The sequence below is a fragment of the Rhodococcus sp. 06-470-2 genome, from assembly GCF_002258235.1.
Lineage (GTDB): Bacteria > Actinomycetota > Actinomycetes > Mycobacteriales > Mycobacteriaceae > Rhodococcoides.
The window spans coordinates 18,333-44,008 of record NZ_NOYB01000041.1; the positions used below are offsets into that span (position 1 = coordinate 18,333).

17 protein-coding genes are annotated in these 25,676 nt (G+C 65.3%); 16 read left to right on the forward strand and 1 reads right to left on the reverse strand.

The window, feature by feature from the left end; translation table 11 throughout:
- The first annotated feature begins 56 nt into the window (after positions 1-56).
- From cobM to CH276_RS23535, 16 genes are all read left to right on the forward strand, one after another.
- Positions 57-800, forward strand: a complete 744-nt coding sequence (gene cobM / locus CH276_RS23460; RefSeq protein ID WP_094631869.1) for a precorrin-4 C(11)-methyltransferase — start codon at positions 57-59, stop codon at positions 798-800.
- Positions 794-1,546 (forward strand): precorrin-6A synthase (deacetylating), encoded by a 753-nt coding sequence (gene cobF / locus CH276_RS23465; RefSeq protein WP_217901435.1) that lies wholly within the window; start codon positions 794-796, stop codon positions 1,544-1,546. The genes cobM and cobF overlap by 7 nt, the downstream gene beginning before the upstream one ends.
- Positions 1,547-1,613: 67 nt before the next feature.
- Complete coding sequence (gene glf / locus CH276_RS23470) at positions 1,614-2,843, forward strand: UDP-galactopyranose mutase (RefSeq protein ID WP_176459409.1); 1,230 nt, start codon at positions 1,614-1,616, stop codon at positions 2,841-2,843.
- The gene (locus tag CH276_RS23475; RefSeq protein WP_032396439.1) at positions 2,840-4,747 is read left to right on the forward strand and encodes a glycosyltransferase; all 1,908 of its coding nucleotides are present in this window, start codon (positions 2,840-2,842) and stop codon (positions 4,745-4,747) included. Before glf ends, CH276_RS23475 begins: the two co-directional genes overlap by 4 nt.
- Positions 4,725-5,261, forward strand: coding sequence for a phosphatase PAP2 family protein (locus tag CH276_RS23480; protein WP_094631872.1), 537 nt, complete (start codon positions 4,725-4,727; stop codon positions 5,259-5,261). Before CH276_RS23475 ends, CH276_RS23480 begins: the two co-directional genes overlap by 23 nt.
- Complete coding sequence (locus CH276_RS23485) at positions 5,258-6,163, forward strand: decaprenyl-phosphate phosphoribosyltransferase (RefSeq protein ID WP_045197991.1); 906 nt, start codon at positions 5,258-5,260, stop codon at positions 6,161-6,163. Before CH276_RS23480 ends, CH276_RS23485 begins: the two co-directional genes overlap by 4 nt.
- Positions 6,141-8,006 (forward strand): flagellar motor control protein ZomB, encoded by a 1,866-nt coding sequence (zomB, locus tag CH276_RS23490; RefSeq protein ID WP_094631873.1) that lies wholly within the window; start codon positions 6,141-6,143, stop codon positions 8,004-8,006. Before CH276_RS23485 ends, zomB begins: the two co-directional genes overlap by 23 nt.
- A 218-nt stretch (positions 8,007-8,224) precedes the next feature.
- On the forward strand, positions 8,225-9,235 hold the full coding sequence (locus CH276_RS23495) for an alpha/beta hydrolase (protein ID WP_176459410.1): 1,011 nt from the start codon (positions 8,225-8,227) through the stop codon (positions 9,233-9,235).
- 329 nt (positions 9,236-9,564) lie between these two features.
- Positions 9,565-10,578 carry an alpha/beta hydrolase gene (locus CH276_RS23500; RefSeq protein WP_045197995.1) on the forward strand — a complete coding sequence of 338 codons (1,014 nt, stop codon included), beginning with the start codon at positions 9,565-9,567 and terminating at the stop codon, positions 10,576-10,578.
- Between the two features lie 221 nt (positions 10,579-10,799).
- Positions 10,800-12,701, forward strand: coding sequence for an alpha/beta hydrolase-fold protein (locus CH276_RS23505; protein ID WP_094631874.1), 1,902 nt, complete (start codon positions 10,800-10,802; stop codon positions 12,699-12,701).
- Positions 12,702-12,788: 87 nt separating this feature from the next.
- Entirely contained in the window at positions 12,789-13,334 is a 546-nt protein-coding gene (locus CH276_RS23510; protein WP_032396436.1) for a DUF732 domain-containing protein, read from the forward strand.
- 12 nt (positions 13,335-13,346) lie between these two features.
- Complete coding sequence (locus tag CH276_RS23515) at positions 13,347-14,300, forward strand: cutinase family protein (RefSeq protein ID WP_032396435.1); 954 nt, start codon at positions 13,347-13,349, stop codon at positions 14,298-14,300.
- Positions 14,301-14,506: 206 nt separating this feature from the next.
- Positions 14,507-15,505: an LLM class F420-dependent oxidoreductase gene (locus tag CH276_RS23520; RefSeq protein WP_032396434.1), complete on the forward strand. Its 999-nt coding sequence runs from the start codon at positions 14,507-14,509 to the stop codon at positions 15,503-15,505.
- Between the two features lie 181 nt (positions 15,506-15,686).
- Complete coding sequence (gene fadD32 / locus CH276_RS23525; protein WP_094631875.1) at positions 15,687-17,585, forward strand: long-chain-fatty-acid--AMP ligase FadD32; 1,899 nt, start codon at positions 15,687-15,689, stop codon at positions 17,583-17,585.
- Between the two features lie 43 nt (positions 17,586-17,628).
- Positions 17,629-22,719, forward strand: a complete 5,091-nt coding sequence (pks13, locus tag CH276_RS23530) for a polyketide synthase Pks13 (RefSeq protein WP_094631876.1) — start codon at positions 17,629-17,631, stop codon at positions 22,717-22,719.
- 3 nt (positions 22,720-22,722) lie between these two features.
- Positions 22,723-24,267: an acyl-CoA carboxylase subunit beta gene (locus tag CH276_RS23535; RefSeq protein ID WP_094631877.1), complete on the forward strand. Its 1,545-nt coding sequence runs from the start codon at positions 22,723-22,725 to the stop codon at positions 24,265-24,267.
- 161 nt (positions 24,268-24,428) lie between these two features.
- Here CH276_RS23535 and CH276_RS23540 read toward each other — a convergent pair whose 3' ends face one another.
- Positions 24,429-25,391, reverse strand: coding sequence for a hypothetical protein (locus tag CH276_RS23540; protein WP_094631878.1), 963 nt, complete (start codon positions 25,389-25,391; stop codon positions 24,429-24,431).
- Positions 25,392-25,676 lie beyond the last annotated feature (285 nt).

Sequence of the window (25,676 nt, forward strand, 5' to 3'; positions counted from 1 at the left end):
CCCCGGGAAGTTCCGGTGGCGCGGCGCGTCGGGCGCGTCACCTACGCTTTCGAGCTGTGACTGTGCACTTCATCGGAGCCGGACCGGGCGCTGCCGACCTGCTCACGCTGCGGGCCGTCGAGTTCCTGCGATCGAGCCCGGTCTGCGTCTACGCCGGTACCTACATCGACGACGCGATCCTCGACCACTGCTCGGCAGGCACCCGCCTGGTCGACACCGCGAAGCTCGATCTCGACGCCATCACCGGTGAGCTGGTCGCCGCCCACGAACGCGGCGAGGACGTCGCTCGCCTGTGCTCGGGGGATCCGTCCCTCTATTCCGCCCTGGCCGAACAGTCCGCTCGACTCGACGCGGCAGGCGTGCCCTGGGACGTCACCCCGGGCGTTCCGGCCTACGCGGCCGCAGCCGCCGCACTGGGCGTCGAGCTGACGGTTCCCGAAGTGACGCAGTCGGTGGTGCTCACTCGCGCGCAGGCCCGCTCGACGGCGATGCCCGATACCGAGGCGCTGAAGAACTTCGCCGCCACCCGCGCGACCCTGGCGCTGCACCTCGCGATCACCCGCACGCGCATCCTGACCGAGGAACTGACGGAGTTCTACGGTCCGGAGTGCCCGGCCACCGTCGTTTTCCACGCCAGCAAGCCGGACGAGCTGATCCTGCGCGGCACTCTGGCCGATATCGCCGACCAGGTCGAGGCCGCCGACCTGCGGCAGGCAGCGGTGATTCTGGTGGGGCCTGCCCTGGCTCGACGCGTCGTCACCGAATCTCACCTCTACGACGCGTGCCGGGACCGATCGTGAGGATTCACCTGATCGGCATCGGCGGTGGCCACCCCGATCAGATCACCGTCCAGGCGATCCAGAAGCTGCGGGCGGTGGATGTGTTCGTCGTGGCCGACAAGGGCGCATCGGTCGGCGATCTCGGGGCGGCCAGGCAGGAAATACTCGAGCGTCACCACGGCGGCAGCTACCGGGTGATCGAGGTACCCGACCCGCCGCGGGACCGATCGCCCCGGCAATACGAGACCGCGGTCCTCGATTGGCACGACGCCCGCGCCCGCGCCTACGCCGATGTGCTCGACGGTCTCGACCGAGGCACCGTCGTGGGGTTTCTCGTCTGGGGCGACCCCGCGCTCTACGACAGCACCATCCGCGTCGTCGAGCGGCTGGCCGCGTTGCGCGGCGACATCGAGTTCGATGTCACACCCGGTGTCTCCAGCGTGTCGATGCTGGCGGCGAGTCATCGCCTCGTTCTCAACCGCATCGGCGGACCGATCGTCATCACCACCGGTAGAAACTTGGCGGGCGACGTCGCCGCTGGCCTCGACAACCTCGTGGTCATGCTCGACGGCAAGCTGGCCTGCAGCGCGCTGACCGGCGCAGGATGGGACATCCACTGGGGTGCCAATCTGGGAACGGTGGACGAGAAGCTGGTGGCAGGTCCGCTCGACGACGTGCTCGGTGAGATCCGCAGCGCCCGCGAGCAGGTCAAGTCCCAGCACGGCTGGGTGATGGACACCTACCTGCTCCGACGTTCCGTTCGATGACACCGGGCCCGCCGATGGGCACCTGGAGGGGCAGAGCGGTCACGATCGTCGGATACCCTGGTTGCCCGTGACTGCTGTAAGCCCCGAGACCACCTCTTCCGACGCCTCCGTGACCGGCCGATACGACCTCATCGTCGTCGGATCCGGGTTCTTCGGACTGACCGTGGCGGAGCGGGCGGCATCCCAGTTGGGTAAGCGTGTCCTCGTGCTGGATCGGCGGCATCACCTGGGCGGCAACGCGTACTCCGAGGCCGAGCCCGAGACGGGCATCGAGATTCACAAGTACGGTGCCCATCTGTTCCACACTTCGAACAAGCGGGTCTGGGAGTACGTCAACAAGTTCACCGACTTCACCGGCTACCAGCACCGTGTCTTCGCTCTGCACAAGGGCCAGTCGTATCAGTTCCCGATGGGCCTCGGCCTGATCTCGCAGTTCTTCGGCAAGTACTTCTCGCCCGCCGAGGCGCGCGCCCTCATCGAAGAGCAGTCCAGCGAGTTCGACTCCAAGGACGCGCAGAACTTCGAGGAGAAGGCGATCTCGCTGATCGGACGCCCGCTCTACGAGGCTTTCATCAAGGACTACACCGCCAAGCAGTGGCAGACCGATCCGAAGAATCTTCCCGCGGGCAACATCACTCGATTGCCGGTGCGGTACACGTTCGACAACCGCTACTTCAACGACACCTACGAGGGCCTGCCGGTCGACGGCTACACCGCGTGGCTCGAGAAGATGGCCGCCGACGAGAAGATCGAGGTCCGGTTGAACACGGACTGGTTCGACGTCAGAGCCGAGCTCGTGGCCGAGAGCCCCGACGCTCCCATCGTCTACACCGGCCCACTGGACCGCTACTTCGACTACTCCGAGGGCGAACTTGGCTGGCGCACAATCGATTTCGAGACCGAGGTGCTGCCGACGGGTGACTTCCAGGGCACCCCGGTGATGAACTACAACGACGGCGACGTGCCGTTCATTCGAATCCACGAGTTCCGGCACTTCCACCCCGAGCGCCAGTACCCGACGGACAAGACGGTCATCATGCGTGAGTTCTCCCGCTTCGCCAAGAGCGGCGACGAGCCGTACTACCCGATCAACACCCCCGACGACCGGCAGAAGCTCGAGGCCTACCGCGACCGCGCCAAGGCCGAAGCAGCGTCCAACAAAGTGCTGTTCGGTGGACGCCTCGGCACGTACCAGTACCTGGACATGCACATGGCCATCGCGAGCGCACTGAACATGTACGAGAACACCCTGGTTCCGCACTTCGAGACCGGTGCTCCTCTGGCAGGCGACAAGTGACCGCCAAGCACCTGCTCGAGGACGGCATCACCGACGCCGCGCCGGTTCTGGGTAAGTCGTTGTTGCAGCGCGTACTGCTTCCGCGTTCCGGTGAACCGCTCGACGTGCGCACGCTGTACCTCGAAGAAGCGCTCACCAATGCCAAACGGGCACACTCGCTCTCGCGAACCTCGGTCACCATCGGTTCCGAGTCCGAGGTGTCGTTCTGCACCTACTTCAACGCATTCCCGGCGAGCTACTGGCGGCGCTACAGCGTCCTGAAGTCGGTGGTGCTCCGCGTCGAGGTCTCCGGCCACTGCCGAATCGACGTCTACCGGTCCAAGGCCGACGCGTCGCGCATCCACGTCGAGGGCCGCGAGGCGGTCGACGGCGATGCAGCGCAGGAATTTCTGATCGATCTCGGTCCGTTCGAGGACGGCGGTTGGATCTGGTTCGACATCACCTCCGACTCCGAGGTGGTGCTCGAGAGTGCGGGCTGGTATGCCCCGATCGAGGCTCCGGGGGAAGCGACCGTCGCGGTCGGCATCCCCACCTTCAATCGCCCGACCGACGCCGTCAAAGCCCTTGTCGCCCTTGGATCGGACCCCCTGGTGCTGGACGTGATCCAGGCCGTGATCATGCCCGATCAGGGCACCCGCAAGGCGAAGGACGAGCCCGGATTCGACGAGGCCGCCGCGGCCCTCGGCGGCCGGCTCGCCATCCACGATCAGGCCAACCTCGGCGGGTCCGGCGGATACAGCCGCATCATGTACGAGGCGCTGAACAACACTGCCTGCCAACACATCCTGTTCATGGACGACGACATCGAGATCGAGCCCGACTCGATTCTGCGGGCGCTGGCCATGTCTCGGTTCGCCAAGGTCCCCACACTCGTCGGCGGCCAGATGCTCAACCTGCAGGCGCGCAGTCACCTGCACGTCATGGGCGAAGTGATCGATCGCAGCAACTTCATGTGGACCGGCGCACAGAACGTGGAGTACGACCACGACTTCTCCGAGGATCCACTGCGCACCAGCAAACTGCTGCACCGCCGCATCGACGTCGACTACAACGGCTGGTGGATGTGCATGATTCCGCGGGTCGTCGCCGAGGAACTCGGGCAGCCGCTGCCGCTGTTCATCAAGTGGGACGACGCCGAATACGGCTTGCGCGCACGGGAAGCCGGCTATCCGACGGTGACGCTGCCGGGTGCGGCGATCTGGCACATGGCGTGGAGCGACAAGGACGACGCCATCGACTGGCAGGCGTACTTCCATCTGCGCAACCGCCTGGTGGTCGCATCGCTGCACATGCCGGGCGACGGCAAGGGGCTGGTGCTCGACACGATCAAGGCCACGGTCAAGCATCTGTTGTGCCTCGAGTACTCGACCGTCGCGATCCAGAACCTCGCGATCCGCGACTTCCTCGCCGGCCCCGAGCACATCCTCGAGATCCTGCCCACCGCGCTGCCGACCGTGCACGCACTGCGCAAGGAGTTTCCCGACGCGGTCGTCGTCGGCAGCTCCACCGAACTGCCGCTCGCGTCCGGTGAGGAGGTGGGAGCCGTCGGGCTGCCGACCAACCCACTGGCCAAGATCGGCCGCTTGGCAAAAGGGCTGCTGCACAACGCAAAGCCTGCGCACACCCAGCATCACGACCGCCCGCAGCTCAACGTCCCGACTCTCGACGCGCGCTGGTTCCTGCTGTCCCAGGTCGACGGTGTCACCGTCACCACCGCCGACGGCCGGGGCGTCGTGTACCGCAAGCGGGATCGTCAGCAGGCTGCGGCGCTGCTCAAGGAAGCCCTGACGCTGCGCAAGCAGTTGGCAGCCGAATTCCCCGCCCTCAAGGCCCGGTACCGCGATGCCGTGCCGCACCTGACCAGTAAGGAAACGTGGGAACGTGTCTTTCGTTACCAGGCGTAAGGGACAGACCGAGGCTCCGACGGAAGTCAGGATCCTCGAGAAGGTGCAGAGCACCGTCGGCAGTGCCCCCGGCGCGATCACCGTCGCCCGCGGCATGTCGCACTTCGGCGAACACGCCCTCGGCTGGGTCGCGATCGCCGGTATCGGAGCTGCACTGGACCGGCCGCGTCGGCGTCAATGGGCCTCGGTGGCGGTAGGGGCAGTGGGTTCCCACGCCGCGTCGATCGTGATCAAGCGCATCGTGCGCCGGCCACGTCCTCACGACCCGGCCGTCCGCGTCAACGTCTCGACGCCCAGCAAGCTGAGCTTTCCGTCCTCGCATGCGACATCGACCACAGCCGCCGCGGTTCTCCTCGGCCGGGTGACCGGGCTACCGTTACCGGCGGTCCTCGTCCCACCCATGCTGCTCTCGCGCTTGGTGCTCGGAGTCCATTACCCCACCGACGTGCTGGCAGGATCGGCACTCGGCGCGTTGACGGCTGCGGCCGTCGTGAAGTTCGAAGGAGACAAATGAGCGAGGATGCCGCACCCGTAGGCGCACCGCCGAAGAACCTGGCGGACGGCATCGTCAAGGCGCTTCGTCCGCGTCAGTGGGTCAAGAACGTACTGGTGCTGGCCGCACCGCTGGCGGCGGGCTCGGTCACCGACCCCGACGTTCTGCTGTCCGTCGCGCTCGCGTTCGTCGTGTTCTGCTTCGCCGCGTCCGGGGTCTACCTGGTCAACGACGCCATGGACGTCGAAGCCGACCGCGCCCACCCCACCAAGCGATTTCGACCGATCGCCGCGGGCGTACTGCCGGTCAACATCGCCTACGCGATGGCCGTTGTCTCGCTCGGTCTCGCCATCGGCCTCTCGTTCATCGCGAACTGGAAACTGGCGCTGGTCATCGGCGTCTACATCGCGATTCAGCTCGCATACTGCTTCGGTCTCAAGCACCAGGCCGTGCTCGACATCTGCATCGTCTCCTCGGGCTTCCTGCTCCGTGCGATCGCCGGTGGCGTCGCCGCCTCGATCCCGCTGTCGCAGTGGTTCCTGCTGATCATGGCGTTCGGCTCGCTGTTCATGGCGGCAGGCAAGCGCTACGCGGAGCTGCAGTTGGCCGAACGCACCGGAGCGAAGATCCGCAAATCGCTCGAGAACTACACCACCACGTACCTGCGATTCGTCTGGACACTGTCCGCGACCGCCGTCGTCATCTGTTACGGCCTGTGGGCGTTCCAGGAAGACGCGGGCACGGGTGCCAACTGGTTCGCCATCTCGATGATTCCGTTTACTATCGCAATCCTGCGATACGCAGTGGATGTCGATGGCGGCGAGGCAGGCGAACCCGAAGAGATCGCGTTGGGAGACAGGGTTCTGCAGCTACTCGCCATAGCGTGGATCGGAGTGGTTGGTGTCGCTGTCTACCTCGCCTGACCAGCGAGACGCGCGAGAAGAGAACTCCGCTCGGGCATCGATCACCAGGCCCGTCTTCTGGATCGGGACCGTGGTCACCGGGGCGTTGTTCCTCTGGGGTGCGTGGGAGCGCCGCTGGATCGCCGACGACGGCCTGATCGTTCTGCGTACCGTCCGCAACCTGCTGGCAGGCAACGGACCGGTGTTCAACGCGGGCGAGCGCGTGGAAACCAACACCAGCACCATCTGGACCTACCTCGTGTACGCGGGCAGTTGGCTCAGCGAGGGTCGACTCGAGTACGTCGTCCTGACGATCGCACTGATCCTGTCCACGGCGGCCGTCGTTCTGGCGATGATGGGCACGTTCGCGTTGCGTGGTCGCACCGCGTCGCAGACTCTGTTCCTGCCTGCCGGAGTCCTGGTCTACATCGCGGTTCCGCCCGCCCGCGACTTCGCGACGTCCGGCCTCGAGACCTGCCTGGTCATCTTCTGGTTGGCGATGCTGTGGCTGCTGATGGTCCGGTGGGGTCAACGACGGTCGGGTGGCGTCGAGCTGCTGCTGCTGGCCTTCTTCGCCGGGCTCGGCCCGCTGGTGCGTCCGGAACTGTCCATCGTGGCGGTGCTGGCGTTGGCGATGATCTTCCTGGCTCCGCAGAGTTGGTTGTCCAGGCTGCGAGTGTTCGCTTTCGCCGGTGCGGTGCCGGTGCTCTATCAGATCTGGCGCATGGGCTACTACGGCCTGCCGTACCCCAACACCGCGGTGTCGAAGGATGCAGGCGGAGCCAAGTGGTCGCAGGGGTTCGAGTACCTGTCCAACCTCGTCGGCCCGTATCTGCTGTGGTTGCCACTGATACTGCTCGTCGTCGGTGCCGTGCTGTCGGCCTCGCGAGTGCGGTTGTCCCTGCCCCGTACCGTCGGCGGCTGGCTCGCCGCGCTGCGGACGCCGACCGCCGTGGTCGTCTTCGTGTTGATCAGTGGCCTTCTGTTGGCTTTGTATTCGATTCGCGTCGGCGGCGATTTCATGCACGGTCGGACATTGTTGCCGGCATTGTTCACGCTTTTGTTGCCGATTTCCGTGCTGCCGGTCGGTCTCCCGAAACGCTGGGCTGCAGACCGCGCCACAGCGGTTTTCGTCGCCGATCTGTTCGTCTGGGCCGGCATCGTGATCTGGGCCGTCGTGGCGGCCAACACGACTGGAATGCCGCAGGGCTCGATCGTCGGCCGTAGTGGCATCGTCGACGAGCGGGCGTTCTACTCGCTCAACACCGGGCACGCTCATCCGATTCTGGCCTCGGACTACCTCGACTACCCGCGGATGCGAGGAATGGTCGAGGCGATCGAGGACACTCCCGACGGCGGATTGCTGTTGCCCTCGGCCCAGTTCACGTACTGGGATGTCGTTCCACCGCCGCTGCCGATCCCCGAGGGTGGATTCGGTCACACCGTCTTCTTCCTCAACCTCGGAATGACCAGCATGAACGTCGGCCTCGACGTGCGGGTCATCGACCAGATGGGGCTGGCATACCCGTTGGCGTCGCACACCGAGCGGCTCGAGAACGGCCGGATCGGCCACGACAAGAATCTGTATCCGGACTGGGTGGTGGCCGATCTCGGACTCGTCGCCGTCCATCCGTACCTGCCCTGGTACATGGACGAGGACTGGGTCACCGAGGCTCAGGTGGCGTTGACCTGCCCCGACACCCAGGAGCTGCTCACCTCGTATCGGGCCCCGCTGACGAAGGATCTGTTCGTTCGCAATTTCAAGCGTTCGCTCTTCTATGCCGGATATCGCTTCGATCGGGTGCCGAAATACGAAATACAACGATGTGATCTTCCGGCCCCGATATTGAAGGCGGACAATTAGGTGTCCGAACACAAAAAGGTCACCGGGTTGCGCCGAAATGGTCTCGACGCCAAGATGAGCTATCTCGATCCTGTAACGGTGGCCGCCCTCGGTTCGATAAGCGCTGAGGATGTGTGTGCGACCGACCCGAGGGTCGGACGGCAGACATGGTGAACTTGCGAGATCAAGCGTTGATTGCGTAACCGATGTGACGATGAAGCAGCTGAGAGGTCGAGTGCATGCTGGGTAGAAGGAAGAGCCGGTCCGAGGACAAGCGGGGTGGGTCCTGGGGCCGCCGCGCCGCCACGTCCATGCTGATGGCGGTGGTCCTCCCACTGGGATTGGCTGTAGCCGGCGGTGGCGCAACTGCCAACGCAGCCTTCGACGGCAATGCCATCGACGTCTGGACGGACTCGAGCATGGGTCCGATCAAGAGCCGCGTCTGGCGCGCTGCGGACGGCAACACCAATCGCGTCGTCTACCTCCTCGACGGTCTTCGGGCCACCAACGACATCTCCGGTTGGGAGCACGAGACCGACGCCGGTGCCGTGTTGGCCTCCTGGAACATCAACGTCGTCGAGCCGGTGGGTGGACAGTCGAGCTTCTACTCCGACTGGTACGCACCGTCGAACTTCAACGGCCAGCAGACCACGTACAAGTGGGAGACCTTCCTGACGCAGAACCTGCGTGAGAACCTGCGCGCGAACTGGGGCTTCAACCCCAACCGCAACGGCGTCATCGGTATCTCGATGGGTGGCTCGGCTGCTCTGACTCTCGCGGCCTACCACCCGGACCAGTTCAGCTACGCGGGCTCGCTGTCCGGCTACCTGAACATCTCCGCTCCCGGCATGCGCGAAGCAATGCGCCTGGCATTGCTCGACTCCGGTCGCTACAACATCGACGCGATGTGGGGACCGCCGTGGGATCCGGCGTGGCTGCGCAACGACCCGTTCGTCTTCGCCCCTCGTCTGCGCGACAACGGAACCCGCGTGTGGGTGTTCGCAGGTAGCGGCCTGCCCGGCGGACTCGATCGCCCGCGGAGCTTCATCGACTACTACAACACTGCCAACGGCATGGGCCTCGAGGCCATCGCACTGGCGAACAGTCGGGCGTTCCAGATCCGGATGGCCAGCATCGGTGCCAACAACGTCACCTACGCGTTCCCGGCCGTCGGTACCCACCAGTGGGGTTACTGGGGCGAGCAGATCCGCATCATGGCACCGGACCTGAGCGCCAACATCGGTAACTGACCGGCTCACGGATCATTTCGGTCGTTTCGCCCGCTTCTCGGCCCTTCGTGAAACTTCACGACTTTTCAGGGCTGTTCAGCGGGGACCGAGCAGGATAGTCTCCTGTTTCGGGGAAACGTCGAGGTGAAACTGGGACGCTGATCACAGTTTTGCCTTGGAACCGCTCGATGGAATAACCTCCATCGAGCGGTTCGCCTGTTTCACAGCAGACCCTCAGATTTTTCAGGACCACGTCGTCCTTCGGCCCGGAGGGGCCACCAGGAAAGCCCTGTTCGATTGCCGGGGGCCGCACGTCGCGGAGACCGCGTAGATGAGAGAGAGCACGATTCATGCGATTTGCCGGCCTCAGCAGAACACCGAAGGCGTCTTCGCGCTGGCGTCAGCGCCTGCTCGGCGTCGGTGCTGCAGCGCTCGTCCTTCCCCTCGCAGCCGGTGTCGTCGGTGGAGCGGTCGCTGTCGCAGCACCCGCTCCCGTCGCGCATCAGACCCCTGCCGGTGGCCGTGAAGACCTGATCGTCCCGTCCGAGATGGGCCCCATCAAGGTTCAGGTCCAGTGGGCGGCCCGTGGCGGCAACGCCGCTCTCTACCTGCTCGACGGGCTGCGTGCCCGCGACGACCGCAACGCCTGGACGTTCGAGACCAACGCGCAGGATCAGTTCGCCAACGACGACGTGACCCTGGTCATGCCCGTCGGCGGTCAGTCGAGCTTCTACAGCGACTGGTACACCTCGTCGAACTTCAACGGCCAGGAAGTCACCTACAAGTGGGAGACGTTCCTGACCCAGGAGCTGCCCGCGTTCCTCGAGAACTACGGTGTCTCGCGCAGCAACAACGGTGTGCTCGGACTGTCGATGGGTGGTTCGGCAGCACTGACGCTCGCCGCGTACCACCGCGATCAGTTCAAGTTCGCCGGTTCGCTCTCGGGCTACCTCAACATCTCCGCGCCCGGCATGCGCGAGGCCATCCGCGTCGCCATGCTGGACGCCGGTCGCTTCAACGTCGACTCCATGTGGGGACCGCCCTGGAACCCGGCGTGGCTGCGCAACGACCCGTTCGTCTTCGCGCCGCGACTCGAGGGCCTGTCCCTCTACATCTCGGCAGCCAGCGGGCTGCCCGGCGAGTTCGATCGCCCGGCCGCGCCGATCGACTTCTACAACACCGCCAACGGAATGGCGCTCGAGGCACTCTCGCTCGCCAACACCCGTGCATTCCAGATCCGCATGAACACTCTCGGCATCCCGGCCACGTACAGCTTCCCGGCCAACGGCATTCACGCATGGCCGTACTGGGGAGCCGAGCTGTGGAAGGCTCGCGGCCAGATCCTGGACGCGCTCAACGCCTGACACCGATCGAGTAGTCGTTCTTCGAGAAATGCCGCCCCGCGTCTGTGCGCCGGGCGGCATTTTTCGGTCCCGGCCGCGGTCGCGATGCCGACTCAGTTCACAATTGCACCACCAGTCACAGCGCGTCTGCTGCTCGTCGGCATCGGGCACGTGTAGAAAGACATACGAAGCATGTCTCGATAGGAGACCTTCGAAAGTCACGTCGAAAGAGAGTCACCATCATGCGCACTGAGCTTGTTCGGTTCGGTCGGACTACATCGGCCGGTACACGGGCTCGGCGAGCGGCAGCAGCACTGACCGTCGCTTCCGCGCTGATGATCCCCTTCGCGACGACGACCGTTGCCTCCGCTGCCCCCATCGCGCGGACGGCCCCTGTCGCGCTGGCCGGCCCCGCCTACACGCAGACGTCCGGTGCCACCGTCACGTCGGTGGACTGGCTCTCCGATCGTCGCGTCGCGCTGTGGATCCAGTCGCCCTCGATGGGAACGCCCATCCAGGTTCAGCTGTTGCTCGCGCGTGACTGGAACATCAACCCGCAGGCCACGTTCCCGCAGGTGTACATGCTCGACGGTCTGCGCGCGACCGACCAGGAGAACGGTTGGACGGCCGAGACCGACGCCGAGTCGTACTTCGCCGACAAGAACGTCAACGTGGTCCTCCCCATCGGCGGCCAGTCCAGCTTCTACTCCGACTGGCTCGATCAGGACAACGGCAAGAACTACCAGTGGGAGACGTTCCTGACCCAGGAGCTCCCACCCATTCTCGAGCGGGACTGGCGCAGCACCGACACCCGTGGAGTCGTCGGATTGTCCATGGGCGGTACGTCCGCGATGTTCCTCGCCGCGCGCAACCCCGGCTTCTTCAAGTTCGCGGGTTCGCTCTCGGGCATCCTGACCACCACCTCGCTCGGCATGCCGGAGGCAATCCAGTACGCGATGACCGACGCGGGCGGCTACAGCTCGAGCGCCATGTGGGGCTCGCCGTCCAACTCCCTGTGGGCGCAGCACGATCCGTACCTGCTGGCCGACAAGTTGAAGGGCGTCAGCCTCTACATCTCCAGCGGCAACGGCTCGACCGGACCGTACGACCAGCCGTCGGGCATTCCGGGCGTGAGCACCAACTACGCCGGCATGGGGCTCGAGATCCTCTCGCGCCTGACCTCGCAGTCCTTCGCCACCAAGCTCAACCAGCTCGGCATCCCCGCTCAGGTCAACTACCGGCCGTCGGGCACGCACTCGTGGCCGTACTGGCAGTTCGAGCTGCATCAGCTCTGGCCGCAGCTCGCCACCGCACTCGGAGTCGAGGTCGACAAGCCCGCGTGCAGCGTCGCCGGCATGATCGGCAACGCGAGCGGTGCCAACTCGTGGCTCGGACCGTGCTTGACTGCCGAGTACAACGTGGCCGGAGGTCGCGCGCAGGACTTCACCTTCGGCCGGGTCTTCTTCACCCCCGATACCGGTGCGCAGGTCGTCGCCGGAGCCATCGGTGGCATCTACCAGGGCAACAGGGGCCCCGAGGGTGCACTCGGATTCCCGACGACCGGCGAGATCGGAACTCCGGACGGTCGCGGACGATTCAACGCCTTCCAGAACGGAATGGTCTACTTCACGCCGCAGACCGGCGCACACGTGGTCAAGGGTGCTGTGCTCGACGAGTGGGCTGCCCAGGGCTACGAGGGCGGGCCGCTGGGCTACCCGGTGCTCGACGAGGTTCAGACGCCGACCAAGCCCGGATCGGTACAGGGTTTCGAGATCGGTGCCATCTACACCTCGCCCGATGCCGGTGTGCACTCGGTGCAGGGCATGATTCTGGGCAAGTACGGTGAATTGGGTTGGGAGGGTGGAGCTCTCGGGTTCCCCAAGTCCAACGAGCTCGGCCCGATCAGGGACGGCGGACGCTTCAACCAGTTCGAGACGGGCAACATCTACTGGAGCCCGCTGAGCGGAGCCTGGTCCACCCCGTACGGTCCGATCTTCGATGCATGGGGATCGGTCGGCTACGAGGGCGGCCGGTTGGGCTACCCCACCAGCGATCAGTTCGACATCGACGGTGGCGGCAAGCAGCAGAACTTCCAGTTCGGCATCATCACCGTCAAGGACGGCGTTGCCACGATCGCGCCGTAGTTGCTTGCGAAACGACATCAGCTCAGAGTCTTCTCAGAGCGTGGCGGTACTCTCGCCTGCGACCCGACGACCGAAGGATTTCGATCGATGACGCGTAATTCCCTCACCAGGACTCTGTCGCTCGGTGTGTTCGCCCTTGCGGCGAGTTCGATGCTGGTGGCCTGCGGGAGTGACGACTCGACGGCTACCGGAGCGCCGACGACCACCACCTCGGCTGCCGAGACGACGACCGAGGCCGAGTCGACGACGTCGGCCGCAGAGACCACCACTGCTGCGCCGACCACGAGTCCGGGTGAGGCGGCCACCGCGCCGCCCGAGCAGCCGCAGCCCGTCCCGGACGATTTCCCCGGGCCGACGGAAAGCCAGATCGACGACCGCGGCGCGAGCTTCCTGGAGGAGCTGAAGAAGCAGGGGATCACCCCGGCGGGCAACGGCGACATCGCGGTGTCGACGGCCAATTACATCTGTGCCGCGCAGGCGCAGGGCGTCACGGCGGAGGAGATCTCGACCTTCGTCACCGCGAACGTCGGCGTCGAGGCAAGCGCCTCCGGAACGCAGATGAGCGAGACGCAGGCTCAGCAGGCAGCCCAGACCTACATCGCCGCCGCGCAGGCGACGTACTGCAGGCCGTAGAGATCAACGGTGATGGCCAAGCGTAAGCGCAGAATCCTTCCGGTGATCGCCGTTGCGGCGATCATCGGTCTGATCATCGTCGCCCTGTGGTACCTGCTGGCCGGACGGCTGCCGAAGGAGCCGGGCATCCCGGTGCCGCCGGGACCGGAGGAGCCGACGTCGCAGCCGGCCGACTGCCCCGACGTCCAGGTCATCGCCATCCCCGGAACCTGGGAATCGTCGTCCACCGACGATCCGTACAACCCGACGGCCAATCCGGCGTCGTTGATGCTCAACGTCACCCGCCCGTTGCAGGAGCAGTTCCCCGGTTCGCGAGCCGACGTCTACACCGTGCCGTACGTGGCTCAGTTCTCCAATCCCATCGCGCTGCCGCCGGACGGTCAGCAGTCGTACAACAACAGTCGTACCGAGGGCAAAGCCGTCGCCGTGCAGAAGATGACCGATGTCAGTGCACGTTGCCCGTTGACCAACTTCGTCCTCACCGGCTTCTCGCAGGGCGCGGTCATCTCCGGCGACATCGCGGCCGACATCGGAGCGGGCAACGGTCCCATCTCCGCAGATCGTGTTCTGGGCGTCACCCTCATCGCCGACGGTCGACGCGACGGCGTCTCCGGTACCGATGTTCCGGCTCCGCTCGACGGCGTCGGTGCCGAGGTTGCTCTCGGCGGACTCGACCTGCCCGGCATCACGATGACGGGGCGTCGAGAAGGGGGCTTCGGTGCCCTCGACGACCGGACCAACCAGATCTGTGCACCAGGAGATTTGATCTGCTCGTCGCCGTCGGATGGATTGTCGCTCCGCAACATTCCGCAGAGCATCCAGATTCTGATCGGGGCTGCAGGCAACCCGGTTCATGCGTCGTACAACAGTTTCGTCGTCGACGGATCCGGTACGACGGCCACTCAGTGGACCGCTGGGTGGGCCGCCGGACTGATCGAGAATGCCCCGACGCCCGCGCATTCGTGAGTGTCGACGCTTTATAACGGAAACGTCACAACGCGACGTGCAGTGGTCTGGTGCCGCGCACAAACCTTGGCCGCGAAGCCCCCAGCCGGTGTGATCGACTCGGGTCAGCGGCTAGAGTGGCGCCTTGGACCTGCGCAGATCGGCCTCGGCCGGGCTGCTCTCGCCATCAGAAACAAGACCGCTGCACACTCCGAGGAGAGCAATAGATGAGTTCCGCCGAGGCCGCGACCGCAGGGCCGCGCAAATTCCGATTCGCTGCAGGCGGAGAGGGAAACGCCGAGGAGGGCGGGGCTCGGAAGTTCATCAAGCTGGCGCAACAGGCCGAGGAACTGGGTTACGACAGCTTCATGATTCCCGACCACCTGGGCAACCAGGTCGGTCCGATCGCAGCACTCGGCGCGCTCGCCGTGGCCACCGACAAGATTCGGCTCGGCACTGCTGTGTTGGCGAACGGCTTCCGGCATCCCGCGGTGCTGGCCAAGGATGCGGCCACCATCGATGTGCTCTCGGGTGGGCGGCTCGAGCTCGGTCTGGGTGCGGGTTGGATGCGTGAGGAATACGACAAGGCGGGGATCACGTACGACCGCCCTGGCGTGCGGATCGAGAAGTTGGAGGAGACCCTCGAAATTCTCGACGTCCTGTTGCGCGGTCAGGAATGCAACTTCGAGGGCAAGCACTACACGATCGCAGGACTCAAGGGCAGTCCTCGGCCCCGCCAGGGACCGCGTCCTCCCATTTGTATCGGCGGTGGCGGTCCGAGGATGCTCGCCCTGGCGGCCAAGCACGCCGACATCATTTCCGTGGTGCCGAGCACTTCGAAGGAGGGCAAGCTGTTGCTCTCGGGCATGACCATCGAGAAGACCCTCGAGCGTGTCGAGCTCATTCGTGCAGCAGCAGGCGATCGGTTCGACGACATCGAACTGAACTGGGCCATCACCACGATCGTCGTCACCGACGACCGTGAGCAGATGGCCGAGATGGCGCTGGCGGCACTCGACAACGGCTACCCGCCGAACGTGGACGTCGATGTCAAGCTCACCGTCGAGGACATCCTGTCGTCTCCGTACCTCGCATTCGGGACATACGAGGAAATTGCCGATCAGATCCGTAACGTTCGCGCGCGGACGACGATGTCCTATGTCGGGGTTTTCCCTACTCAAATGGAAGCATTCGCGCCGGTTGTCGACTTGCTGAAAGGCGAGTGACGTAGGCGCGTGTCGGTACCATGTAGCTGGCCTTTCAAACCAGGTGCCAAACCGACACCATAAGAGCTACTAGTCAGTAACATAAAACGCTGTTCGGTGTCCGCATGCACGTAGCCGGTCGTGCGGGCCCAGGTCACGCAGGCTGTGTGGCAGCGGATTCGTGTCGGAGGAGATTGAAGTAATGAGCCACACGTTCGACGATTTCATCGATGAGAACGGCCATATCACCATCGGCGAGGGGCAGACGCTCGTCCGCCACGTCGAGGTGAACGTGAAGGAGAATTCCGACACGCTCGCGTACCGGTTCGTCGATTACTCCCGGGAACGTGACGGCGAAGCTCACGAGCTGACCTGGGCCGAGTTCGGTACTCGCCTCAAAGCTGTCGCTGCTCGCCTGCAGCAGGTCACCCAGTCCGGTGATCGAGTGGCCATCCTGGCACCGCAGGGCCTCGAGTACGTCATCGCCTTCTTCGGAGCGATCTACGCGGGCACCATCGCGGTACCGCTGTTCGATCCCGACGAGCCAGGGCACACCGATCGCCTGCATGCCGTCCTCGGTGACTGCAAGCCGAGCGCCATCCTCACCGCGAGCAACTCGGCAGCAGGCGTACGCGCCTTCTTCCGCGCGCTCCCCGCCGCGGAGCGCCCCCGGATCATCGCCGTCGACGCGGTCCCGGACAGCGTCGGCGAGACGTGGGTCGAGCCGACGGCCGGGCTCGACGACATCGCTTACCTGCAGTACACGTCCGGTTCGACGCGGACCCCGGCCGGCGTCGAGATCACGCACCGCGCGGTCGGTGTCAACGCGCTGCAGATGGTCGACAGCATGGAGATCAACCACGACTCCCGCGGCGTCACCTGGCTGCCGATGTTCCACGACATGGGTCTGCTCACCGTCATTCTCCCGGCGCTCGGCGGCAAGTACATCACCATCATGAGCCCGCGTGCGTTCGTGCAGCGGCCCTGGCGCTGGATCAAGGAACTCGCCGCGGTGTCCGACGGCGCAGGCACCTTCGCAGCAGCGCCGAACTTCGCGTTCGAGCACGCCGCCCAGCGTGGTCTGCCGAAGAACGGCGAGAGCCTCGACCTGTCCAATGTCATCGGTCTGATCAACGGCAGCGAGCCCGTCACCACGTCGTCGATGAAGAAGTTCAACGAGGCGTTCGGTCCCTACGGTCTGCCGAAGTCCGCGATCAAGCCGTCGTACGGCATGGCGGAGGCGACCCTGTTCGTCTCGACCAGCAAGCACGCCGACGAGGCCAAGGTTGTCTACGTGGACCGCGTCGAGCTCAATGCGGGCAACTTCGTCGTCGTCGCCCCCGACGCCCCCGGTGCCATCCCGCAGGTGTCCACCGGAACCGTCGCTCGCAGCCAGTGGGCCGCCATCGTCGATTCCGAGACCGGCACCGAGGTTGCCGACGAGCACGTCGGCGAGATCTGGTTGCACGGCGAGAACATCGGCAAGGGCTACTGGGGCCGCGAAACCGAGACCTCCGAGACCTTTCACAACAAGCTCGTCCACCGCAACCCCGAAGGCTCGCACGCAGACGGCGCTCCCGAGGGTGGCAACTGGATGCGTACCGGCGACTTCGGCGTCTACCACGACGGCGAGCTCTACATCACCGGCCGCGTCAAGGACCTCGTCATCGTCGACGGACGCAATCACTACCCGCAGGACCTCGAGTTCTCGGCCCAGGAAGCCAGCAAGGCATTGCGTCCCGGCTTCGTCGCAGCCTTCGCCGTCCCGCTCAACCAGCTCCCGGACATCGTCTTCGAGTTCAGTGGCGCAGCCCTGACCAAGGACCCCGACGACAGCTCCGAGCAGCTCGTCATCGTCGCCGAGCGCGCACCCGGCTCCGGCAAGGCAGATCCGGCTCCGATCGCCGACGAGGTGCGTACCGCGGTCTCCGCACGGCACGGCGTCACCGTTCGCGACGTCCTCCTCGTCCCGGCCGGTTCCATCCCGCGCACCTCGAGCGGCAAGATCGCTCGACGCGCATGCAAGGCCGCGTACATCGAGGGCACGCTGCGTGGCGGCTACCAGCAGACGGCCTTCCCGGACGCAGAACTGCCCGACTGACGGACGCACCCTCCGTATTTCCTCCGACACGACTTGGTGAGTAATGGCTGAACTAGAGACAGACAAAATCGAGCGCGTGGACGGCGGAGACCTCACGGTTGCGCAGCTGCGGGACTGGCTGCGCAACTGGGTTGCAGACGCGACCGGGCAACCGGCGTCGGCCATCTCCGACGACCGCCCGATGGAGGAATTCGGTCTGTCCTCTCGCGATGCCGTCGCATTGAGCGGCGAGATCGAGGAGCTGGTGGGAGTCACGCTGACCGCCACCGTCGTCTACCAGCACCCCACCATCGCCTCGCTGGCCAAGATCATCATCGAGGGCGAGCCGGACGAGCCTGTCGGCACCGTCGACGACGCGTTCTACACCAGCGGCGGGAACTCCGGCGACGCGCACGACGTCGCGATCGTCGGCCTGTCGTCCCGTTTCCCCGGCACCGGACAGACTCCGGAGGAGATGTGGTCGCTGCTGATCGAGGGCCGCGACGGCATCACCGATCTGCCCGACGGCCGCTGGCAGGAATTCACGTCCGATCCGGTCATCGCCGCCGCGGTGGCCGCAACGGTGACCAAGGGTGGTTACCTCGACGACGTCAAGACCTTCGACGCCGAATTCTTCGCGATGTCGCCCAACGAGGTCGTCAACGTCGACCCGCAGCAGCGGCTCGCACTCGAGCTGACCTGGGAAGCGTTGGAGCACGCGCACATTCCGGCCAGCTCGATCAAGGGCAGCCAGGTCGGCGTCTTCATCGGCAGCTCCTCCAACGACTACCAGCTCATCGCCGTCAGCGACCCGGCCGTGCACCCGTATGCCCTCACCGGTACGTCCACCGCCATCGTCGCCAACCGCGTGTCCTACTTCTACGACTTCCGCGGGCCGTCGATCGCCGTCGACACCGCGTGCTCGTCTTCGCTGGTCGCCGTGCACCAGGCGGTGCGCAGTCTGCGTACCGGCGAATCCGATCTCGCCGTTGCCGGTGGCGTCAACATGCTTCTCGCGCCGCCCATCACCGTCGGCTTCGGCCAGACGGGTGTGCTCGCGCCGGACGGCCGAATCAAGGCCTTCTCCTCCGACGCGAACGGCATGATCCGCTCCGAAGGCGGCGGGCTCGTCGTGCTCAAGCGACTCGAGGACGCCGAACGCGACGGGGACGACATCCTCGCCGTCATCGCCGGATCCGCGATCAATCAGGACGGCCGCTCCAACGGTCTGCTTGCGCCGAACCCGGACGCACAGGCCGATGCGCTGCGGTTCGCATACCGCGACGCCGGCATCAACCCGTCGGGCGTCGACTACATCGAAGCGCACGGCACCGGAACCATTCTGGGCGACCCGATCGAGGCCGACGCTCTCGGTCGGGTGGTCGGTCGCGGCCGTGACGCCGACAAGCCGGCCCTGCTCGGATCGGCGAAGACCAACTTCGGACACCTCGAATCTGCCGCGGGCGCAGCAGGTTTGATCAAGGTCGTCCTGGCGATGCAGCAGAACAAGCTCCCTGCCTCGCTGAACTACGCGGGCCCCAACCCGTACATCGACTTCGACAAGGCACACCTGAAGGTGATTCCGGAGGCCACCGACTGGCCGCGGTACACCGGCAAGGCCGTCGCGGGTGTGTCCGGTTTCGGCTTCGGTGGCACCAACGCACACGTCGTCGTGCGCGAGTACGTCCCGGGTGAGGCCGACGGCGCATTCGACCCCGCGGCCGTGGACCCGGAAGCCGTTCTCGTCGAAGGCCTCACCGACGTCTCCGGTGCCGAGCTGCCGATCGTCGCCGACCCCGAGCCCGAACCTGCCGTCTCGGAGGTCGAGACAACCGATCCGGTAGCCGAGGCCGAGACGATTCTGTCCGATGCTGAAACCGGTTCGGAGACAGTCATTCTCGCTGTGTCCGCGGCCCTTCCGTCGCGCCGTAAACGAGCCGCCGGAGAGTTGGCCGACTGGCTCGAAACCGAAGAGGGCAGCACGACGCCTCTCGTCGACGTCGGCCGCACGTTGGCCCGCCGCAACCACGGGCGTTCGCGCGCAGTGGTTCTGGCATCCACCACCGCCGAGGCCATCGCAGGATTGCGCGCCATCGCCGCAGGAAAGCCCGGACCCGGAGTGTTCTCCGCAGACTCACCGGCCTCCAACGGTGCAGTGTGGGTGTTCTCCGGCTTCGGCTCACAGCACCGCAAGATGGCATCGCGCCTCTACCGCACCAACGCGGTGTTCGCCGCCGAGGTCGACAAGGTGGACGAGCTGCTGGTCGACGAGGCCGGCTACTCCATCCGCGAGATCATCCTCGACGACTCGCAGACCTACGAGTTCGAGAACTCCCAGGTGGGCATCTTCGTCATCCAGATCGCCTTGGCCGCAACGCTCCGCGCGCACGGTGCCGAGCCGTCGGCCGTCATCGGACACTCGATGGGTGAGGTCGCGGCCGCATACGTCGCCGGCGGCCTGAACCTCGAAGACGCAGTGCGCATCATCTACGCCCGGTCGCGACTGCTGGCCGAGGGCCAGGACGGACTCGGAGCCGCATCGCAGGGCGCAATGGCTCTTGTCGAGTACACCCCCGACGAGGTCAAGACCCTCACCGATCAGTTCCCCAACGTCGAGCCCTGCGTCTACGCAGCACCGACCCACACCACCGTCGGCGGACCGCGCGCCGAGGTCGAGGCTCTCGTCGAGATGGCCGAGGCCGCAGGCAAGATGGCCCGACTCCTCGACGTCAAGGGTGCCGGACACACCGCAGCCGTCGACGTGCTGCTCGGTGAGCTGGCCGCCGAACTCGCCGGAATCGAACCCGGCAAGCTCACGGCCGGGGTCTACTCTTCGGTCGATCGCGAGGCCCACTATCGCGTCGGGCATGCGCCGATCCACGGCGTCGAGTACTGGACCAAGGGAATGCGTCATCCGGTCTGGTTCACCCAGGCCGTCAATGTCGCTGTGGGAGACGGGCATACGACGTTCGTCGAGCTCGCTCCCAATCCCGTCGCATTGATGTCGGTCGCCGCCACGGCATGGGCTGCAGGCGTCGCCGATTCGACTCTGATTCCGACGCTCAAGCGCAAGGAGGACGAGTCCGAGACCTTCCTCGCCGCTCTGGCGCAGCTGTACGTTCACGGTCATGCACTGGAACTGGCAACGCTGTTCGAGTCCGGCCCGTACGCGGACATCCCGCGAACTGCCTACCTGCGCAAGGAGTTCTGGCTGAACTCGCAGGTCAGCTCGAGCGGTAACGCGCGAGTTCCCGGTGCCCGCGTCGCATTGCCGGACGGCCGCCACGTCTGGGAGGTCCAGGCCTCCGCCGTCGCCGATTTCGATGCACTGGTCACTGCTGCCGCGTCGCAGGTGTTCTCCGATGTGGCACTGGGCGTTTCGGTCTCCCACGCCGGCGTGCCGAAGGCGGGTACGGTCGTCACCACGTTGACCTCGCACCTCGGTGGCGCGTCGGTACAGGTGCACGCGCACGAGGGCTCGGCGTTCACCCTGCTGCACGAGGCCGTCGTCACCTCGGGTGACGTTCGACCGGAACCCGTTGTCGCTGTGGAAGAGCGCTCCTCGTCTCCCATGGAGGAGCTGCCGGAGGTCGTCGAGACGTTCGGTGATCGCTGGGATCCGAACGGCAACCAGAAGCTCGAGGACCGACTGGCCGTCATCGTCGCGGAGTCCATGGGCTACGCGCCCGAGGATCTGCCGCCCGAGGTTCCGCTGATCGAACTGGGTCTGGATTCGCTCAGCGCCGTGCGCATCAAGAACCGCGTCGAGTACGAATTCGATATCCCCACAGTGCAATTGCAGGCCGTGCGCGACGCCAACCTGCGTGAGGTGGAGAAGTACCTGCGCTACGCGATCGAGAACCGCGACGAGGTGCAGGCACTGGCAGACAAGCAGGCGGCGGAGAAGGCGGCCGAACAGGCTGCTGCGTCGCCTGCCGCCGTCGAGCCTGCCCCCGCTGCCGGGGACGCTGCTCCCGTTGCCGAGGACACGACTCCCGTCGAGAAGGCTGCCCCGGCAGTTGCTGCCGCGGCGCAGACCGATCTCGGCGGCAAGGAAGCATTCGCCGAGGCCGCCGGATCCGACGTGCCTCCGCGCGACAATGCCGAGCGGATGACGTTCGCGACATGGGCTGTGGTGACGAAGGAATCGGCCAAGGGAATCTTCAACACCCTGCCGATCCTCGACGACGAGACGGCGGAGAAGCTGGCCGCTCGTCTGACCGAGCGGGCCGGCGGCGAGATCACCTTCGACGACGTCCTGGACTCCGAGACCATCGAACAGCTCGCAGACAAGGTTCGTCCGCACCTCGAGGACGGTGAGATCGACGGCGTCGTACGCAATCTGCGTGCCCGGCCCGAAGGCTCCACAGCCACACCGGTGTTCGCGTTCCACTCGGCCGGTAGCTCCACCGTCGCCTACGAGCCGCTGCTGCGGAAGCTGCCTGCCGGCACGCCGATGTACGGCCTCGAGCGCGTCGAAGGCCCCATCGCCGTGCGAGCTGCGGAGTACGTGCCGCTGATCAAGGCGATCCAGCCCGAAGGACCATACGTGTTCGTCGGCTGGTCGCTCGGCGGCATCCTCGCCTACGAGGTCGCGCGTCAGATGGAGGAAGAGGGCATCGAGGTCGCCTACGTGGGGCTGCTCGACACCGTCATGCCCGGCACGCAGATCCCGGACACCAAGGACGAGGTGCGCAAGCGCTGGGAACGCTACGCGGCGTTCGCGAAGAAGACGTACAACGTCGACTACCCGATTCCCTACGACAAGCTGGTCGACTCCGACGACGAGGGACAGATCCGCATCATCACCGATCTGGTCAAGCTCAGCGGTGCCAAGATCCCCGGCGGGATCATCGAGCATCAGCGCACGTCGTGGCTCGACAATCGGGCCATCCAGACGGCCGAGCTCAAGAAGTACGGCGGGCACGTGACGCTGTACATGGCCGACAAGTACCACGACGACGCGATCGCTCTCGAGCCCGCGTACGCCACCCGCGAAGAGCACGGTGGCTGGGGACCGGTGGTCGAGGACCTGGAGATCGTCTACGTCGGAGGCGATCACCTCGCGGTCGTCGACGAGCCGTACATTGGAAAAATTGCGGCCCATTTGTCGAAGACGCTCGAGAACATCGAGTCTGCAAGAACCGGAGCGTAGATCTTGAGTGGCACCACTGCGGAGAAGCTGGCCGAACTACGGACGAAGCTCGAACAGGCCGAGGAACCGGCCGGCGACATCGGCGTAGCCAAGCGTGCGAAGAAGGGCATCCCCAGTGCCCGCGATCGCGTCAAGTCGTTGCTCGATCCCGGTAGCTTCGTCGAGATCGGCGCACTGGTGAAGGCCCCGAACGACCCGGCCGCTCTCTACAGCGACGGCGTCGTGACCGGCCACGGAACCGTCGACGGTCGTCCGATCGCCGTGTTCTCGCACGATCAGACGGTGTTCGGCGGAACCGTCGGCGAGATGTTCGGCCGCAAGGTCGCCGGAATCATGGACTTCGCCATCAAGATGGGTTGCCCGGTCGTCGGTATCAACGACTCCGGTGGAGCTCGTGTGCAGGACGCGGTCACGTCCCTGGCCTGGTACGCCGAGCTGGGTCGACGCCACGAGGCGCTGTCCGGTCTGTGCCCACAGATCTCCCTGATCCTCGGCAAGTGTGCCGGTGGTGCCGTGTACGCGCCCATCAACACCGACATCGTGGTCGCCACCGAAGAGGCGTACATGTTCGTCACCGGTCCGGACGTCATCAAGTCCGTCACCGGTGAGGACGTCAGCCTCGAAGAGCTGGGCGGTGCGCGCGTCCAGGCTGTCAACGGCAACGTGCACCACGTCGCTGCCGACGAGAAGGCCGCTTTCGAGTGGATTCGGAACTACCTGAGCTACATGCCGTCGAGCTGCCAGGAGGAGTCGCCGGTGATCAACCCGGGGCTCGAGCCGGAGATCACCGAATCCGATCGCAAGCTCGACTCGTTCATGCCCGACGCCGACAACGCCGGTTACGACATGCACGACATCATCCTGCGCATATTCGACGACGGTGAATTCCACGAACTGTCGGGCCAGACGGCACCGAACGTCATCACCGGCTTCGCCCGCGTCGACGGTCGGCCGGTGGGCATCGTCGCCAATCAGCCGATGCACCTGTCCGGGGCGCTCGACGCCAAGGCAGCGGACAAATGTGCCCGCTTCATCCGCCTCAGCGATGCCTACAACATTCCGATCATCTTCCTCGTCGACACACCCGGCTTCCTGCCCGGCGTCGACCAGGAGACTCTCGGCGTCATCCATCGCGGCGGTCGTTTCATCTTCTCCTTCGTCGAGGCGACGGTGCCGAAACTGACCGTGGTGATCCGCAAGTCGTACGGCGGTGGATACGCGGTGATGGGCTCGAAGCAGCTCGGATCCGACATCAACCTCGCCTGGCCGACCGCCCGCATCGCCGTCATGGGTGCCGAAGGTGCCATCAACATCATGAGTCGTAAGCAACTCGCCGAGGCCGGAGAGAACGCACCGGCTTTGCGCAAGCAGCTCATCAACTTCTACAACGAACACGTGGCAACGCCCTGGATCGCCGCCGAACGTGGCTACATCGACGCGGTCATCGAGCCCTCGCAAACCCGCCTCGAAATTCGTAAGGCCCTGCACATCCTGAAAGACAAGGAAGTGCACAAGAGTCCACGTAAGCACTCGCTGCTTCCGATCTAGTCGAACCGAAGTGGGGCGATCCTCGTTTGTCGGGGTCGCTCCGCTCCCGTTCGCGTCAATGGACCACTGCACCGGTCAGACGTATGCAATGGTTCATTCACGCACCAGCCGCGGCTGTGTCAATGGACCACTGCATTGCTCAGACGTGTCCGATGGTCCATTCACCCGGCCGATTGGCGTGGAACCATCACGACATCCGGTCGAGGTCTGGCGAGAGCGTGTTGGTAATTCTTTCGTAAGTCGTCGAGCACCTGTGTCGGTCGATCGCGGATGTCTTGTGGTGAATGGGATACGACGATCAGTCCGTGGGCCTGCATTCGGTTGCGTCGAGCTTGTGTCCGCTGGTAGTCGGCCGGTGACAGGTGGTGGGTCACGGAATCGATTTCACGAGCCAGTGCCACGGCGTCGATCCAGCCGTCGGTCTTGGCGATGAACTCTCCGCTCGGGGCGTAGATGTCGCAGTTGTGTGTCATTGGAGGCAGCCCGCTGCTTCGGTACAGGCGTTGGTCTTCGAGTTCTGCCACCGAGTGCGCGTTGTCCCGCAGCTCGAGAAGTACACGGCGCGTGAGTGCGCTGTAGCGGCGCGGACCTTCGGCCAATTCGGTGGCGATCTCGTCGATGGACACGCCGTCTCGTTGGAGTACCTCGGTCAGCAGGGCAACGCACCGTGTCTCGGATTTCGCGGCCCGCGTGGCGTCGACCAGTGAACGCACCAGAGGAGCAACGCGGATGCTGCCCTTGGTTATGGGCTTCGGAAGCCGCCACGTGCGCTCTGCTCGCACGAAAGACACCGATGCCCGACGCATCTGCGCGGGTAGCAGCAGATGAACCTCCCCGGCGGACCCGTTGGTCCCGTATCCGAACGAATCGAGTCCGACGCAGCCGGTGATCATGCTCATCGGTCCGCCGTACGCGAGCGCCGCGGCTGAGCGCTTGAGCGTCGACGGATGACCGTTGCGCAGCAGTACGACGCCCGGTAGCAACCGCTGCCACGGACCGCCGGGCGCGCATCTGCTGTCGATCGCTGCATCACTCACGCCCGCCTCGCGAAGCTGCCGGCGCGTCACAACGCCGGCCGAGCTCAGGTCGAACAATGAATCTGCGTTCCACAATCGTCTCTTCATGCCTGAAGAGTGGAATTCGGATCCGACACGTTCGTCGCCTTCGGCGCTGCCGCCAGGCGGTCTGTGGATCAACGACCACTCTGTGGATGAATTGGCCGTCACCAGTCTCTAGGTGCACGACGCTGTCGGGCTCGGATGTTAAGGCCGGCCGATGGCGCTACCAACTCCGATGGCCGTCTGCGGGCGGGCCCCTGCCCCACGGAAGGTGAATGGACCATTGACGCGATCAGACGTAGGCAATGGTCCATTGACCCACGACGGGCCGAAACGTGAATGGACTCTTGC